The organism is Phaeobacter sp., assembly GCF_022825805.1.
In the GTDB taxonomy this organism is placed as follows: Bacteria; Pseudomonadota; Alphaproteobacteria; order Rhodobacterales; family Rhodobacteraceae; genus Phaeobacter.
The window spans coordinates 1-15,575 of the sequence record NZ_JAJDWC010000159.1; the positions used below are offsets into that span (position 1 = coordinate 1).

The 15,575-nt window shown below is 59.4% G+C and carries 11 protein-coding genes and 1 tRNA gene; 4 read left to right on the forward strand and 8 right to left on the reverse strand.

Translation table 11 applies throughout. The features are described 5' to 3' along the window. The coding region (locus tag Q0C28_RS17535) for a hypothetical protein (protein WP_293577748.1) at positions 1–242 on the forward strand (242 nt) is incomplete at its 5' end. A gap of 77 nt (positions 243–319) precedes the next feature. Here the strand turns inward: Q0C28_RS17535 and prfB are convergent. The 4 genes from prfB to Q0C28_RS17555 all read right to left on the reverse strand — a co-directional run bounded on the left by prfB (position 320) and on the right by Q0C28_RS17555 (position 7,112). Further along, positions 320–1,444 carry a peptide chain release factor 2 gene (gene prfB, locus Q0C28_RS17540; protein WP_293577750.1) on the reverse strand — a complete coding sequence of 375 codons (1,125 nt, stop codon included), beginning with the start codon at positions 1,442–1,444 and terminating at the stop codon, positions 320–322. A 151-nt stretch (positions 1,445–1,595) separates the two neighbouring features. Further along, on the reverse strand, positions 1,596–4,097 hold the full coding sequence (locus Q0C28_RS17545) for a penicillin-binding protein 1A (protein ID WP_293577752.1): 2,502 nt from the start codon (positions 4,095–4,097) through the stop codon (positions 1,596–1,598). A 351-nt stretch (positions 4,098–4,448) separates the two neighbouring features. Continuing rightward, positions 4,449–5,798 carry an N-acetylmuramoyl-L-alanine amidase gene (locus Q0C28_RS17550; protein WP_293577754.1) on the reverse strand — a complete coding sequence of 450 codons (1,350 nt, stop codon included), beginning with the start codon at positions 5,796–5,798 and terminating at the stop codon, positions 4,449–4,451. A 165-nt stretch (positions 5,799–5,963) separates the two neighbouring features. Continuing rightward, positions 5,964–7,112: an aminotransferase class I/II-fold pyridoxal phosphate-dependent enzyme gene (locus Q0C28_RS17555; RefSeq protein ID WP_293577756.1), complete on the reverse strand. Its 1,149-nt coding sequence runs from the start codon at positions 7,110–7,112 to the stop codon at positions 5,964–5,966. On the opposite strand from Q0C28_RS17555, the gene Q0C28_RS17560 reads away from it, so the two are divergent. Both Q0C28_RS17560 and Q0C28_RS17565 read left to right on the forward strand, forming a co-directional pair. Further along, complete coding sequence (locus Q0C28_RS17560; protein WP_293577757.1) at positions 7,111–8,508, forward strand: M48 family metalloprotease; 1,398 nt, start codon at positions 7,111–7,113, stop codon at positions 8,506–8,508. The two genes, Q0C28_RS17555 and Q0C28_RS17560, sit on opposite strands and share 2 nt — an antisense overlap. Then, entirely contained in the window at positions 8,505–9,284 is a 780-nt protein-coding gene (locus Q0C28_RS17565) for a DsbA family protein (RefSeq protein ID WP_293577758.1), read from the forward strand. The genes Q0C28_RS17560 and Q0C28_RS17565 overlap by 4 nt, the downstream gene beginning before the upstream one ends. Positions 9,285–9,444: 160 nt before the next feature. Here the strand turns inward: Q0C28_RS17565 and ispG are convergent, their stop codons facing one another. From ispG to hemA, 3 genes are all read right to left on the reverse strand, one after another. Beyond that, positions 9,445–10,566 carry a flavodoxin-dependent (E)-4-hydroxy-3-methylbut-2-enyl-diphosphate synthase gene (gene ispG, locus Q0C28_RS17570; protein ID WP_293577759.1) on the reverse strand — a complete coding sequence of 374 codons (1,122 nt, stop codon included), beginning with the start codon at positions 10,564–10,566 and terminating at the stop codon, positions 9,445–9,447. 248 nt (positions 10,567–10,814) lie between these two features. After that, on the reverse strand, positions 10,815–12,032 hold the full coding sequence (locus Q0C28_RS17575) for a helix-turn-helix domain-containing protein (RefSeq protein WP_293577760.1): 1,218 nt from the start codon (positions 12,030–12,032) through the stop codon (positions 10,815–10,817). Positions 12,033–12,162: 130 nt separating this feature from the next. After that, positions 12,163–13,386 carry a 5-aminolevulinate synthase gene (gene hemA / locus Q0C28_RS17580; protein WP_293577761.1) on the reverse strand — a complete coding sequence of 408 codons (1,224 nt, stop codon included), beginning with the start codon at positions 13,384–13,386 and terminating at the stop codon, positions 12,163–12,165. Between the two features lie 558 nt (positions 13,387–13,944). Between hemA and Q0C28_RS17585 the strand changes: the two genes are divergently transcribed. After that, a complete protein-coding gene (locus Q0C28_RS17585) occupies positions 13,945–15,336 on the forward strand; it encodes a M20/M25/M40 family metallo-hydrolase (RefSeq protein WP_293577762.1) in 1,392 nt (463 codons plus the stop codon). Positions 15,337–15,494: 158 nt separating this feature from the next. Here the strand turns inward: Q0C28_RS17585 and Q0C28_RS17590 are convergent. Beyond that, positions 15,495–15,571 (reverse strand) — tRNA-Asp (locus Q0C28_RS17590). Between the last annotated feature and the right edge of the window lie 4 nt (positions 15,572–15,575).

The following is a 15,575-nucleotide window of genomic DNA, read 5'->3' on the forward strand; positions in this document are numbered from 1 at the left end:
ACACCACCGCCCGCACCAAAGCGACGCGGCCGACCACCAAAAAAGGAGAAACTGATCGCAACAACCGGCTGATCACCGAGACCAGAAAGTGGGGAATTTTACTTCGCCACTTTTGGGGATTTTTGAAACGGCATTTACAGACAAGGCAATCAACGTGTCATGTGCGCTCGCCATTGGCGTGGTCATCAGGCACCTCCCATCCGATCCCTGACAGAACCCTAACCCTGCCCCAACACAAATAAAACCCGCTTGCGATGCAAACGGGTCTTCTTTGCGCAACTCTTACCAGCACGGCTCACTTGCGTGATTGGTGCAGATATCAGTCTGCTTGTGCTTCGGAGCGGCTCTTGCCGGAGACATTCAGCGCCAGAGTCGCCGCCATGAACCCATCCAGATCGCCATCCAGCACGCCTTTGGTGTCGGAGGTCTCATGGCTGGTGCGCAGATCTTTGACCATCTGATAGGGCTGCAACACATAGGACCGGATCTGGTTGCCCCAACCCGCATCGCCCTTGGCTTCATGCGCGGCGTTGATGTCGGCGTTCCGGCGGTCCAGCTCCTGCTGATACAGGCGCGATTTCAACGCTTTCATGGCGATGTCGCGGTTCTGGTGCTGGGATTTCTCAGACGAGGTCACCACGATGCCGGTCGGAATGTGGGTGATGCGCACCGCCGAGTCAGTGGTGTTCACGTGCTGTCCACCCGCTCCGGAGGAGCGATAGGTATCGATGCGGATATCAGCGGGGTTCACATCAACCTCGATGTTATCGTCAACCACCGGGTAGACCCAGACCGAGCTGAACGATGTGTGCCGCTTGGCCGCCGAGTCATAGGGCGAAATACGCACCAGACGATGCACGCCGCTCTCGGACTTCAGCCAGCCATAGGCGTTGTGGCCGGAAATCTTGTACGCAGCCGATTTGATGCCAGCCTCATCGCCTGCGCTTTCGGATTGCAGCTCGACCTTATAGCCTTTTTTCTCGGCCCAACGGACATACATCCGTGCCAGCATCGACGCCCAGTCACAGCTTTCGGTACCACCGGCCCCGGCGTTGATTTCCAGGAAGGTGTCGTTGCTGTCGGCTTCGCCGTCCAACAGCGCCTCCAGCTCCTTCTCTGCAGCTTTGTCTTTCAGCGCGACCAAAGAGGCTTCGGCGTCTTTGACAACCTCTTCGTCCTCTTCCATTTCGCCCAATTCGATCAGCTCGATGTTGTCGGCCAGATCCTGCTTGATGGAGGTATAGGTGTCGATCGCATCGACCAGCATCTGCCGGTCGCGCATCAGCGCCTGCGCCGCATCCGCGTCGTCCCACAGGTTGGGGTCCTCGACACGAGCGTTGAATTCTTCCAAACGGAACTGTGCGGTTTCCCAGTCCAGGCGCTGTGCCAGCAGCTCCAGCGACTTTTCAATATCGCCCACGATGTTCTGAGTCTCAGCGCGCATGACAGCCCCTTGAATTCACGTTTCAGGACTGCGTGATAAACCACCCGCGCCCTGCGGGCAAGCCGCGCCACCCCCGCTGTAAAATGAAAATGCCGAAACCCGTGACTGCGGATTTCGGCATCTGTTTCTCACCCGGAATTGGCAATCCGTATCAGTACAAACCACCGGAACTAATGGTCCCAAACGAGGCTTTCGGCCCCAAGACAGCGGTGCCGCCATCGGAGGTCGTGACCCGCCGACCAGATTGCTGGACCTCTTCGACCAACGGCAGGTTGGACCCCATCGCAAAGCCGCCGTCAAAGGCGATACCAAAGATCGGCTCTGCACCGTCGCGGAAGTACTCGGCCACCACATTGCCACCTGCAGCACCATCCGGCAGACGCGCGCCGGTGAAGCGATCGATTTTGATGAACTGGCCCCCTTCCGGCACCCGGAACGGACCGCCACCGTATTTCTCGGTCGCTTTGGCCATGAACTCCTGAAACACCGGGCCACACATGGTGCCGCCATAGGCCCCACGCCCCATGGGTCGTGGTTGGTCAAATCCCATGTAGCAGCCTGCCACGATGTTCGAGGTGAAGCCGACAAACCAGACATCGCGGGAGTCGTTGGTGGTGCCTGTTTTGCCAGCCGCAGGCACCGGCAGCTTGATCACGCTGGAGGCCGTGCCGCGGTCAACAACGCCCTTCATCATCGACGTCAGCTGATAGGCGGTGATTGGGTCCATGACCTGTTCGCGGTTGTCCACGATCCGGGGCGACATTCCGGCGGGCAACAGGGCCGATGCGCAATCCACACAATCACGGTCGTCGTGGCGGTAAATAGTCTGGCCGCTGCGATCCTGGATCCTGTCCACCAGAGTTGGCTGCACCCGCTCACCACCGTTGGCAAACATGGCATAGGCGGCAACCATCTGATAAAGCGTGGTTTCTTCCGCACCCAGAGAGTTCGCGAGGAAGGCACCCATGTTGTTGTAAACACCAAAGCGTTCCGCATAACCGGCGACCACTTCCATGCTGACCTCTTGTGCCAGACGGATGGTCATCAGGTTCCGCGACTGTTCGATCCCGGTGCGCAATGGGGTTGGGCCGTAGAATTTATTGCTGGAGTTCTTCGGCCGCCACAGGCCTTGGGGCGTGTTGATCTCAATCGGGGCGTCAACGACGATCGTCGCGGGGCTGTAGCCGCTGTCCAGAGCCGCCGCATAGACAAACGGCTTGAAGCTGGATCCCGGCTGCCGTTGCGCCTGGGTGGCGCGGTTGAACACCGAGTGCTGATAGGAAAAGCCGCCTTGCATGGCCAGAACACGTCCGCTGTTCACGTCCATCGCGACAAAGCCGCCCTGCACCTCTGGCACCTGACGCAGGGACCAATGATCGACAGCGCCATCTTTTTCGACGGCGCGCACCAAGACCACATCGCCACGCGCGAAGTTGTCCCGGAAGCTGCCTTTCATCCATTTGATGTCAGAGCGCGGCACCTGCCCGGTGCCCTCCACCTCCTCAACCCCCAGTCGCAGGGATTGATCGGCAATGTCCAACACCACCGCCGGATGCCATTGGCCCCCCAATGAAATATCGCGAGGCACCTCAGCGTTGCTGAGCGCTTCGCGCCACTGGCTTTCATCGGCAAGCGTCTCTTCCGGCAGGGTGACGCCTGTGCCGCGCCAGACCTGGCGGGAGCGGTCGTATTTCTCAAGCCCCGCGCGCAGCGCCTCTGCGGCATCGGACTGCATTTCTTCGTCAATCGTGGCGCGCACAGTAAAGCCGCCGGTAAAGAACTCACCCTCGCCAAAGTCCTGCGACAGCTGGCGGCGGATTTCATCGGTGAAGTAATCGCGCGGCGGCAGCGCGTTGCGGAAACTGTCAAAGTCGCCGTTCTGCACCGATCGCAGTGGCTGGTTGACCTCAACCTCATAAACCTGATCAGAGATGTAGCCGTTTTCGCGCATCTCCCGCAGCACATAATTACGGCGCGACAGCAACCGTTCCCGCTGCGTGACCGGGTGATACTTCGACGGCGCTTTCGGCATGGAGGCCAGGGTCGCCGCTTCATGCGGGGCCAGTTCGCTCAGTGTTTTGTTGAAATAGGTCTGCGCCGCAGCCGTCACCCCGTAAGAGTTTTGCCCCAGGAAGATCTCGTTCAGATACAACTCAAGAATATCTTCCTTGCTCAGCGTTTCCTCGAGCCGTGAGGCGAGAATAAGCTCTTTGACTTTGCGTTCTGCCTTGCGGTCACCGGACAGCAGGAAGTTCTTCATCACCTGCTGGGTGATGGTCGACGCACCGCGCACGTTTTCACCGCGTGAGCGCACTGCCTCGACAGCCGCCGCCGCGATACCACGCATGTCATAGCCTTTATGGCTGTAGAAGTTCTTGTCCTCAGCCGAGATAAAGGCCTGTTTCACCAGATCTGGTATCTCCTGCGAGGGCGTGAACAGACGGCGTTCCTGCGCAAATTCATCGATCAGTTGCCCTTCACCGGAATAAATCCGGCTGATGGTGGGCGGCTGATACTGCGCCAAGGATTCATGGCTTGGCAGATCGCGCCCGTAGATCCAGAAAATCGCACCGATGGTCAGCGCCACCATGGCGATGCCCAGCGTGATGGTGCTGAAGATGGAACCAAAGAAGGAGAGTATGAATCTGACCACAGTAGAGCCTTTCTCGCGCAGTGCCGCCTATATAGGGGCAGCAACGCATGGGGTCAAAACGGGAAACGGCAGATAGTCGCCTTCTGCACAGGCCGCTTCCGGGTTTTTGCGGGGAAACACGTCGCAGATCTCCCCATATCAACGTGGCATGTGACCACCTGTTTCGGCATCTGCGCCACAAACGGTGTCTCGCCCAGGTCCCAGCCTAACACCATTTCAGCGCGCTGGCATGAAAAACACATACCCAAAGATCACGGTTTGGACAGCACGGCGCACCCATAACTGTCGCCACATCACAATTCCCAAATCAAGACGTATGCAGCTGGGGCGCGCAAGCTTGGACCAGTCGCGCTATTGGCGCACCAAAGCGCGTGTTGCCTCATCCTCGATCCGCCAGGTCAAAAGCCCATTCAGCAGGCCCCGCGCAGTGCGGTTGCGCCAATCCGGGTCAAGCAGATTGGCCAGATCCCGCGGGCTGGACATAAACCCGATCTCGACCAGGACGGAGGGGATATCTGCCGATTTCAAAACGGAAAATCCAGCCTCCCGCAGGGGGCGGCGATTGATGTCCCCCCCTTGGCTCTGCAAGCCCTCCACCAGCGAGCGCGCCAAGGCTTCGCTGCGCGGATGGGTTTCCTGGCGCGCCAGATCCAGTAGCACATCTGTGACCTTGTCATCAGCCTGGCTCAGATCGGTGCCTGCCAACAGATCCGTCCGTTCATGCCGTTCGACCAAAGCCTGCGACGCCGAGTCAGACGCATCCTGCGACAAAACATAAACCGTGGTGCCATGGGCCTGCCCCTCCGAGAGGCTGTCTGCGTGCAGCGACATAAACACATCCGCCCCCGCCTGATGGGCCAGCGCGATGCGGCGTTCCAGGGAGACGAAATAATCGTCATCCCGGGTCAGCTGCACATTGAATTGCCCTGATCGCACCAGCATTTCGCCAAGCTCGATCGCGAATTGCAGCATAAGCTGTTTTTCCTGGACCAGCCCCTGTCGCATCTCTGCCTCGGCGCCTGGATCCAGACCGCCATGCCCGGGATCGAGGACCACCAACAGAGGCGCCAGCGCGTCTTCTTGTTTTGGGGCCGTCATCAGCGTCGGCGCAGGCAGGTCCCAGCGTGCATCACGCGGCGCACCAACCGTTGCGGCAAATGCGCTGGCACTGGTTGGTGTGAGCCGCAGATCAAGCTGCGCAGCCGCAGTGACCTCATCGACTTCCATCGCCACCGATGTCACCTCCATCGGGCCGGACAACCCCAGGATCAGACGCGACCACCCCGGCACATAGGTCCCGAATTGTGCAGCGTGGATCCCGTCTGCCGCCGTCAGCTGCTCTGCCGCCAGGCCGGACCAATCGACCTCCTGGAAGTCGATGACCACGCGCTCTGGGTCGGCCAGCGTGAACACGCGAAAAGGAACGCCCTGGCTCATCGCGATGGCGATATCGACGCCGCCGCGCCGATCACGGGCAAAGGTCTCTGCCGCATCGACCCGCGCCAAACCGCTGAACCCTTGTGTCAGCGAGGATGGTGCAAGCGCCTGAACCTGAGTTTGTGTCTGAGCCTGGGTTTGTGTCTGGGCCTGGGTTTGTGTCTCAGTCTGAGCAGTGGTTTGCGCCTCCGCTGGCAAACAACACAGGCACACCCCCAGAACAGATGCCAGAATCGATGCGCGTTTCACTGTTTTTGCAACCATTTGCCTGCTCATGTGCCCAAAGTTGTTGTTGGCTGCCAGTCTATGCTGACAGAGCTTTGTCCCACCAGCCCACAATCCAACCCATGATCACCGCTGGCTATGCCAATCGGCGATCCGTTGCCTGCAGGACGGCATCGGACTGTGTACCGCAGGTTGGCGCGCAAATCAGCCCTGCCGCCGCTCCATGAACGACGTCAGACGCGCCAATCCCTCTTCGATATCAGCTGTTGAACGCGCATAGGAGAACCGCAGCGTCGTGTGACCGCGCTTGGGATCGAAATCAAGCCCCGGCGTCACCGCAACACCTGCCTCCGCCAGTATTTCCTTGGCGAATGCGCGGCTGTCATCGGTCAGATCGGACACATCGGCATACACGTAAAAGGCCCCATCTGGCGGTGCAATCCGCGCAAACCCCGCTTTGGGCAGCCCTTCAAGCATCAGCGCCCGATTGCGCGCATAAACTGCGAGGTTGGCCTCCAGCTCTTCGGTGCAATCCAGCGCTGCGAGTGCTGCAACCTGGCTCGCATGAGGGGCGCAGATAAACATGTTCTGTGCGATCCGCTCCACAACGCGCACGTGGTCCTCCGGCACCACCATCCAGCCTGCGCGCCAACCGGTCATGGAAAAATACTTGGAGAACGAATTGATCACATAGCAGTCATCCGTGACCTCCAGAGCAGTCACTGCTTTGGCCTCATATTCGATGCCGTGGTAGATCTCGTCCGAGATGAACGCCGCGCCCTGATCCTGCGCTGCCTCCACAAGACGGCTCATCGCTGCGCGGTCCAGCATGGTGCCTGTCGGGTTGGCAGGCGAGGCAACCATCAGCCCCGCAAGATCCAGCCCAGTAAGATCCTGCGCCACAGGCTGCAGCCGGTTGTCCAGCGAGGTTTCGATATCCACCGGCGTCAACCCAAGCGCGTGCAAAATTTGCCGGTAGGACGGATACCCCGGCGCACCAATGCCAACGCGATCGCCGCTGTCGAACAAGGCTGTAAAGCTGAGGATGAACGCCCCCGACGACCCCGGCGTGACAACCACGCGATCCGGGTTCAGATCAACATCATACCATTCCCCATAGAGCTGCGCGATCCGTCGCCGCAGTGCCGGCAAACCCAGCGCCACCGTGTAGCCAAGCGCATCTTGATCCAACGCTGTGGTCAAAGCGGCCCGCGCCGCAGCAGGCGCACCGGTGGAGGGCTGGCCAACTTCCATGTGGATGATATGGCGCCCTGCCTCTTCGGCCTGGCGGGCAGCTTCCATCACATCCATCACAATGAAGGGATCGACGTTTGACCGGGTTGAGTTTCGCATGTTGATCTCCCATGGTGCGGCCATGACCTTTGACCGCTTCTCCCGCCTCGCGTCAATCCCGGCTCTGGCTTTGGCTGCGCTGTGTTTTGTCGCGGTGCATTCGGCAACGGCGGTCAAGGCAGCCTCGATATCCCTGTTGCGCGACCCTGATATTGAACGCAGCCTGACGGAGATCGCCGCGCCGGTCCTGCGCGCAGCGGGGCTCAATTCAAAACGCCTGCGGGTTCTGGTGGTAAACGACTCATCGTTCAACGCCTTCGTGATCGATTCCCGTACGATCTTCATACATTACGGATTGATCCTAAAGTTGGACCGCCCCGACATGCTGCAGGCGGTCATCGCCCATGAGGCGGCCCATATCACCAATGGTCATATCGCCCGCCGGATGCAAAACATGCGCTCGGCACGGTCAGTTGCAGGCTTTGGCGCTGCTCTGGCGGTTCTGGCCGCAGCTGCCGGTGCCGGAGAAGCCGCTGCGGGCCTTGCGATTGGCACCCAAAGCTCGGCCTTGCGTGGATTTTTGGCCCATACACGCGCCGAAGAATCCTCCGCCGACCGCAGCGCCGCAGCCATTATGCAACGCGCAGGTCTCAGCCCGCAGGGGCTCGTGGATTTACACCGGATTTTTGAGGGGCAAGAGTTGCTGAACAGCGCCAATCAGGATCCTTATATGCGGTCCCATCCGCTGACCCGCGATCGCATTCGCGCCGCCGAAGCCTATGTGGCAGCCCATGGGGCTGGGTCAGGCGCTGACACCTCTGACGCCAACACCCGCTATTGGTTTGCCCGCCTCCACGGAAAGCTGTCGGCCTTCACCCGGGCCCCAAAGTGGACGTTGCGCCGCGTGGCCGAGGAGTCGTTTGACGATGTCCGTCACATGCGGGAGGCTATTGCCCATCACCGCCGCAATGATCTTAGCAAGGCGCTGCGCGCAATAGACGAAGCCTTGGCCATCCGACCAAGCGACCCGTACTACCAAGAGCTGAAAGGCCAGATCTTGATCGAAAACCGGCGCTGGCAAGCCGCGCTGAGCGCATACGGCCAGGCCCGCAGCAACGCGCCGGAGAATCCACTGATCCTAGCAAGCCTCGGACGTGCGCAGCTGGCTGCCAAACAGCCAAAGGCGGCGCTGCGCTCGCTGGAGGCGTCCCGCAGAGTTGATTTCCGCAATTCCAATATGTTGCGAGATCTCGCTCAGGCCTATGCACAAGCCGGACAAAACGGCATGGCGGCTCTGGCCACGGCGGAACGGTATTCGCTACAAGGTCGACTGAAAGATGCCGGTGTTCACGCCAAGCGGGCCACCCGCCTGCTGGCCACCGGCTCCCCCGCTTGGCGACGCGCAGAAGATGTGCTGATCGCTGCTGAACAAGATGCAAAAAGGAAACGCAAATGATTGGTTTCAGCCCCCTGCGCCCGCGCCTTATCAGCGCCCTGGCTTTTGCCGCCGCATTGGCCCTGCCCCAGGGGTCAACCGCACTTGACCTGGGTTCGATGACAAAGGAGGAGCGCGCCATATTCGGTGCGGAGGTGCGCGCCTATCTTCTGGACAATCCAGAGGTAATTTTGGAGGCGGTGAACAAGCTGGAACAGCAGCAGGCCGCTGCCGAGGCCGCCCGCGACGACGCGTTGGTTGTGGCCAATCTGGCTGCGTTGCAAAACGATGGCTATTCCTTTGTCGGCGGCAATCCGGATGGGGATATCACCTTGGTTGAATTCATGGATTACCGCTGCGGATACTGCCGTCGTGCAGCGCCTGAGGTGGAAAAGCTGCTCGCAGCGGATGGCAACATTCGCCTGGTGATCAAGGAATTCCCAATCCTGGGGGAAGCCTCTGTGCTGGCGTCCCGCTTTGCCATCGCAACCAAACTGGAGTTTGGCGATGACGCCTACAAGGACGTTCATGACGCAATGATTTCCATGTCCGGCGCGCCAAGCGAGGGCACATTGCGCAGGCTTGCCAATGGGTTGGAACTGGATGCGGACAAGATCCTGTCGCGGATGAGCGATCCGGAAATTTCGCTTCAGTTGCAGGACACCCGCGCCTTGGCGCAGCAACTGTCGATTTCTGGGACACCAACCTTTGTCTTAGGCGAAGAATTGCTGCGCGGTTACCTGTCTGCCGACCAGATGCAGCTGATGGTCGAAGAGATCCGCGACAGCCGCAGCTGATCCTGCGCGCGTGGTCTCGCCACGGATCAGGTCGCGTTGCTAAATTACATTGTGGCCTGAACACACGGGCCGGGGGCCAGCCCCCGGACCCCCGGAGTATTTTGGGAAAGATGACAGGCGCGTCTTTTTCGAACGACGAGAAGTAGACGGCTATGCCCGCCTACTCTGCCGGATTCTTGACCTCTTCCAGTTCTGCGGCTTTCTTTTCGACCTGTTCAACGATGTGATCCACCATTTGGTCATTCGACATTTTGTGGCTGGCTTTGCCCGCCAGGTAGACCATACCAGATCCAGCGCCACCGCCCGTGAAGCCCACGTCGGTCATCAATGCCTCGCCAGGCCCGTTCACCACGCAGCCGATGATCGAAAGGCTCATCGGTGTCTTGACGTGTTCCAGGCGTTTTTCCAGCTTTTCCACGGTTTTGATCACGTCAAACCCCTGGCGTGCGCAGCTGGGACAGGAGATGATGTTCACGCCGCGGTGACGCAGGCCCAGGGATTTCAGGATTTCAAAGCCAACCTTGACCTCTTCCACAGGATCGGCCGAAAGGCTGACCCGCAGCGTGTCACCGATGCCCATCCACAGCAGCTGCCCCAGACCGATCGCTGATTTGATGGTGCCGGACACAAAGCCTCCGGCTTCGGTGATGCCGAGGTGGATGGGCGCGTCGGTTGCCTCTGCCAATTGCTGGTAGGCAGCGGCCGACATGAACACATCGGAGGCTTTCACCGAGATTTTGAATTCGTGGAAATCATGATCCTGAAGGATGCGGATGTGGTCCAACCCGCTTTCGACCATAGCCTCGGGACAGGGTTCGCCATATTTGTCCAGCAGGTGTTTTTCCAGGCTGCCCGCGTTCACGCCGATGCGGATCGAACAATTGTGGTCCCGTGCCGCACGGATCACTTCGGCGACGCGCTTTTCATCACCGATGTTGCCTGGGTTGATACGCAAACAGGCGGCCCCGGCTTCGGCGGCTTCGATCCCGCGTTTGTAGTGGAAATGGATGTCCGCAACGATTGGCACCGGGCTTTCGCGAACGATTTCCTTCAACGCCTTTGCCGAGTCTTCATCCGGGACAGAGACACGCACGATGTCTGCCCCTGCCTCTGCCGCGGCCTGCACCTGTGCCACGGTTGCGGCGACATCTGTTGTCAACGTGTTGGTCATCGTTTGCACCGCGATCGGTGCATCCCCCCCGACAGGAACAGACCCCACGTGGATCTGTCGGCTCTTGCGCCGTTCGATGGTGCGCCAGGGGCGAATGTGATTGATAGACATATATTTGGCTCTGCGCTGCTGAGGCTCTGGCCTCATAGATACGCGTTAAGAGCTGCCGCTTCAATGGCGGGCGCCGCTGCGAGATCGGCATTTTGAGGATCATCACATAAGGTTTTTCCAGTGGTGCAAAGGGTGGTCAGACGGCTTGTGCCTTCGGTTGCACCCTGGGGGTTGACACTAGGCGTTGCTGGCGGACCTCGATGAACAAACTTTGACGGTTGCGCATCAGAAACGCGCGCAGTCGCAGCTTAGTCAGCGGTGCCGGTATCCGCATCCGCTGGGGCCGCTTGCAGCTGTGCTACCAGAGTGGCCAACGCGCTGTTGCGATCCTCGGAGAGGTCGGCAAGCTGGAACCGATCGGTCAACGCATCCGCAGAGAGAACAACATTTTTGGTCACCTGCCCGCGGTCGCCAACCGGGCCGTAATGCGTGCCATTGACGGCGAAATAGATCGCGCCGCTTTCACCGGTGCGCAACAATGGCGCGTCTTCGGTGGCGGGAATTTCGAAGTGTTGTCCCGGTTCCATGATCGCCTCGAAGATCACGCTGCCATCGGCGCTTGTGACCTGCACCCAAGACGGGCGCACTGCCACCATTTGCAGCGCGGGCGTGACGGGTTCCACCACCTGCGGCACGCCAGGTGCGGGCAAATCCGCGCTGATGCTGGCGTCGGCAAGGGTGATGCTGGGCAAATCCGGTGTGGTGAAGTTGCCAAATCCACGCGGATCAATCGATGCAATAGGCCCGTCACGTGGAATGAGCACAGGGATATCAAGTGCTTGTGGTCGATAAAGCCGGTCCAACGCTTCTGAGGCAAGGTCCTGCGCCTCCCCCGCCAGCTGCGCGGTTACCCCCGTGAGCGGATCAAGATCGGCCAACACAATCGGAGTTTGATCCACCGGGGCCATCTGCACCTGCTGCACTTCTTTCAGAACCGCCCAGCCGCCATATCCGATGCCGCCAATCAGCGCGACCAGCACCGCAAGAGAGCCGACGGCGCGCAGATCAATCTGGCTGAACACCGTGGGCGCGCTTGGAACAAACGGCGTATTCGGAGAGGTGAAAGCATCGCTGGTCAACCCGCCCATGCCAGTGGCGATGGGCGCGTCAGAGGATTTGCACACCGAAGCCTCTGCCGACATGCCATGGGCCACTTGAAACCCGCTTTCCCGGCAGAAAGCAGCAAAGGTCGCGTCCGGATCCATGTTGAGGTAACGCGCGTAGGAGCGCACATAGCCTGCAATAAAGCCTGGAGTGTCAAAAACGGTGGGATCGGCGTTTTCGATGGCGGCGACATAGGACGCCTTGATCCGTAACTCGCGCTGCACATCAAGGAGAGACTTGCCCATCGTCGCGCGTTCGCCGCGCATGGTATCCCCCAGCCTGACCTCATAGTCGTCAAAGCTGCGAGGTCCAGACGATTCGTCATGCGTCTTTTGTTTGCGCTGAGTTAGGCGCCCGATCATGCCTGCCGTCCCATTTTGCGTGCCGTATTCGACATTCCGAACCGTTAAGAAGTCGTTTCTGCGACTCGCTTGCGTCCGTTAATTATGGAGAGCGTAACATAAAATCCGCAGTTTGACAGAAAAGTGTCGATCAACCCGCTAATTCGGCACGATTCAGCGCACAGTGAGACCACAGGACGTCCATCGCCTTGACCAATGAGTCGATCTCACGGGGGCCGTGAACCGGAGATGGGGTAAAGCGCAGGCGCTCGGTGCCACGCGGCACGGTCGGAAAATTGATCGGCTGCACGTAAATGCCGTGATCTTCCAACAGCTTGTCGCTCAACACCTTGGTATGAACCGGATTGCCAACAATCACCGGCACAATGTGGCTGCCGTGATCGATGATGGGCAAGCCCAACCCTTTCAGGCGCATTTTCAGGATGCGGGCCTGCAGTTGATGCTGCTCGCGCAGCTCAGGTGCGATTTTCAGATAGGCAACAGAGGCTGCCGCCCCCGCCGCGACCGCAGGCGCCAGAGAGGTTGTGAAGATAAAACCCGGTGCATAGGAGCGGATCGCATCGCACATTTTCTCAGACGCAGCGATATAGCCACCCATCACACCATAGGCTTTCGCCAGGGTTCCGTTGACGATGTCGATACGGTCTGCCAGACCGTCACGTTCACTGACACCGCCGCCGCGGGGGCCATACATGCCCACGGCGTGAACCTCGTCGATGTAGGTCAGTGCCCCAAATTCGTCGGCCAGATCACAAATCGCCTCAATCGGGCCGAAATCACCGTCCATCGAATAGACCGATTCAAAGGCAATCAGCTTGGGCGCTTCTGGATCGTCAGCTTCCAACAGCTCGCGCAGATGAGCGACGTCATTGTGGCGGAAGATCCGCTTGGCGCCCCCATTGCGGCGCACCCCTTCGATCATTGATGCGTGGTTCAGCGCATCGGAATAGATGATCAGACCGGGGAACAGCTTCGGCAGGGTGGAGAGCGTCGCGTCATTGGCAATATAGGCGGATGTGAACAGCAGAGACGCTGCCTTGCCGTGCAAATCTGCCAGCTCAGCCTCAAGCTGTTTGTGATAGATTGTGGTGCCCGAGATGTTGCGCGTCCCGCCAGAGCCAGCACCAGTGGCGTCAATTGCTTCATGCATGGCGTTCAGAACGACAGGGTGCTGCCCCATACCAAGGTAGTCGTTGCCGCACCAAACGGTGATGTCCTGCTTGCTGCCATCAGGCCGCGTCCATTCGGCATGTGGGAATTGACCATTGCGACGTTCGATATCGATGAACGTGCGGTAACGACCCTCAGCGTGCAGCTGGTCAATCGCTTGGTCAAGTTTGTCGGCATAGTTCACCGGCATCTCCATGGCGTATAAGGCATCGCTGTGCGACGCGGGCTGTGGTCAGGTTCGCAGGTATGCGCAAACAAACTGCTAAACCGTCTTCTGATCTGTATCTTAACAGCGTCGATACGCAACCCGGCAGACGGTCACCTTGATATAAGTCAAATAGACCTTTGATCCTTTACGGGCAATGACCGTGAGCGTTAAAAATGCTCGCTGCCGCTGCGCAATTCGACGCAGCCCACAACAGAACTGACAGGAACCGACACCGTGTTAGGTGCACCGTATGAAAGCACGCTCCGCAGAACGTTCTGACAGCGACGGGCAGTCATCTCTTTGCGACAGCGCTCCTTACGACAAGGCCTCTATGCCGCCTGCCCCGCGATGCAGCAGCGATCAAAATTCTGCCCACCTGTCACTGTTGGTGAAATCGACGCGACAGCCTGGTGGCCCGGCTCAATCCACTCCACCTAAAACTGCGCCAAATCAAACTGACCCAATTCAACTGGCCCAATTCAACTGAACCGCGTAGGCTCCGGCAAAAATGACAACCCTACAGGAGCCCGCCCCATGTCACTCAACGATGTATTGGATCGAATCGACACGGATCTGGATGCCGCAACCAACCGCCTGATGGATCTGCTGCGCATCCAATCCATTTCGACGGATCCGGCGTTCAAGGAACAATGTGACAAAGCCGCAGACTGGCTGGTCGCCGATCTGCAATCCATCGGCATCGCAGCGGAAAAGCGTGTGACCCCCGGCCACCCGATGGTTGTTGGCCATGTCGGACCGCAAGATGACGCCCTGCCCCATGTTCTGTTTTACGGCCATTATGATGTGCAGCCCGTGGACCCACTGGATCTGTGGACCTCTCCCCCGTTCGAGCCGAAGCTGGAAGCCACCGAGCGCGGCACTGTCATTCGCGGGCGTGGCGCGTCGGACGACAAGGGCCAGTTGATGACATTCGTCGAGGCGTGCCGCGCCTGGCAAGCGGTCCACGGCAGCCTGCCCTGCCGCATCACCTTCTTCTTCGAAGGTGAAGAGGAATCCGGTTCACCCTCGCTGATCCCCTTCATGGAACAGCACGCCGCCGAACTGAAAGCGGATCTGGCGCTGATCTGCGACACGTCTATGGTCTCGCGCGGGGTGCCCTCGATCTCCTCGCAGCTGCGCGGCATGCTGAAAGATGAATTCACCCTTACCGGCCCGCGGATCGACCTGCACTCCGGTCACTACGGCGGCCCCGGCCTGAACCCCTTGCGGGAAATGAGCCGTCTGGTGGCGTCTTTCTATGATGAAGAGACTGGCAAAGTGGCCGTCGAAGGCTTCTACGAAGGTGTTCACGAGGTGCCCGAGGATCAACTGCGTCAATGGGACGGCTGCGGCTTTGATGAACAGGACTATCTCTCCAATGCGGGCTACACGCAGGCGCATGGCGAGAAGGACCGGTCCGTGCTGGAACAGCAATGGGCCCGGCCAACCCTGGAGGTGAACGGCCTGTGGGGCGGCTACAATGGCGCCGGATCCAAGACGGTGATTCCGTCAAAAGCGCACTGCAAGATCACCTGCCGCCTGGTCGGCGACATGGATCCAGACGCGCTGCGGGTGAAAATCCGCAAACATGTCGAAGAGCGCCTGAAACCTGACACGCAGATCGAATGGGACAACGATCTCGAAGGATCCCGCGCCTCGGTGATGAACACCGCCCGCCCCGAGTTCGAAGCCGCGCGTGGCGCACTGTCTGATGAATGGAATCGCGAAGCGGTGTTCTGCGGCATGGGAGGGTCGATTCCGATCGCAGGGTTCTTCAAGTCCATTCTGGACATGGACGCGATGCTGATCGGCTTCGCCAATGAAGATGACGCCATTCATTCGCCAAATGAAAAATATGACCTGGAGAGCTTCCACAAGGGGATCCGCTCCTGGGCACGGGTGCTGGACGCGCTGACGCGGAAATAACAAGGCCTCGGAACAGAACCGGTGGTGTGCGTCGCGGCGCGCACCACTCCCCGTTTATAGACTTGCAACTGTTTGCGCACCGATCGCGAGCTGCAGAGGTCGAAACGCAAGAAAACCCGCAAAGAGCGGGCTGCGTTCATCCAAAATCTAAGAGAAAGTGGCGCGGTTGACGGGGCTCGAACCCGCGACCCCCGGCGTGACAGGCCGGTACTCTAACCAACTGAGCTACAACCGCGCAT

Bases quoted from the DNA above. Each gene is read 5' to 3' on its own strand.
- Q0C28_RS17550 (WP_293577754.1), bottom strand. From the start codon at position 5,798: ATGGTTGCAAAAACAGTGAAACGCGCATCGATTCTGGCATCTGTTCTG.
- Q0C28_RS17585 (WP_293577762.1), top strand. From the start codon at position 13,945: ATGTCACTCAACGATGTATTGGATCGAATCGACACGGATCTGGATGCC.
- Q0C28_RS17560 (WP_293577757.1), top strand. From the start codon at position 7,111: ATGTTGATCTCCCATGGTGCGGCCATGACCTTTGACCGCTTCTCCCGC.
- Q0C28_RS17575 (WP_293577760.1), bottom strand. From the start codon at position 12,032: ATGATCGGGCGCCTAACTCAGCGCAAACAAAAGACGCATGACGAATCG.
- Q0C28_RS17555 (WP_293577756.1), bottom strand. From the start codon at position 7,112: ATGCGAAACTCAACCCGGTCAAACGTCGATCCCTTCATTGTGATGGAT.
- prfB (WP_293577750.1), bottom strand. From the start codon at position 1,444: ATGCGCGCTGAGACTCAGAACATCGTGGGCGATATTGAAAAGTCGCTG.
- Q0C28_RS17565 (WP_293577758.1), top strand. From the start codon at position 8,505: ATGATTGGTTTCAGCCCCCTGCGCCCGCGCCTTATCAGCGCCCTGGCT.
- ispG (WP_293577759.1), bottom strand. From the start codon at position 10,566: ATGTCTATCAATCACATTCGCCCCTGGCGCACCATCGAACGGCGCAAG.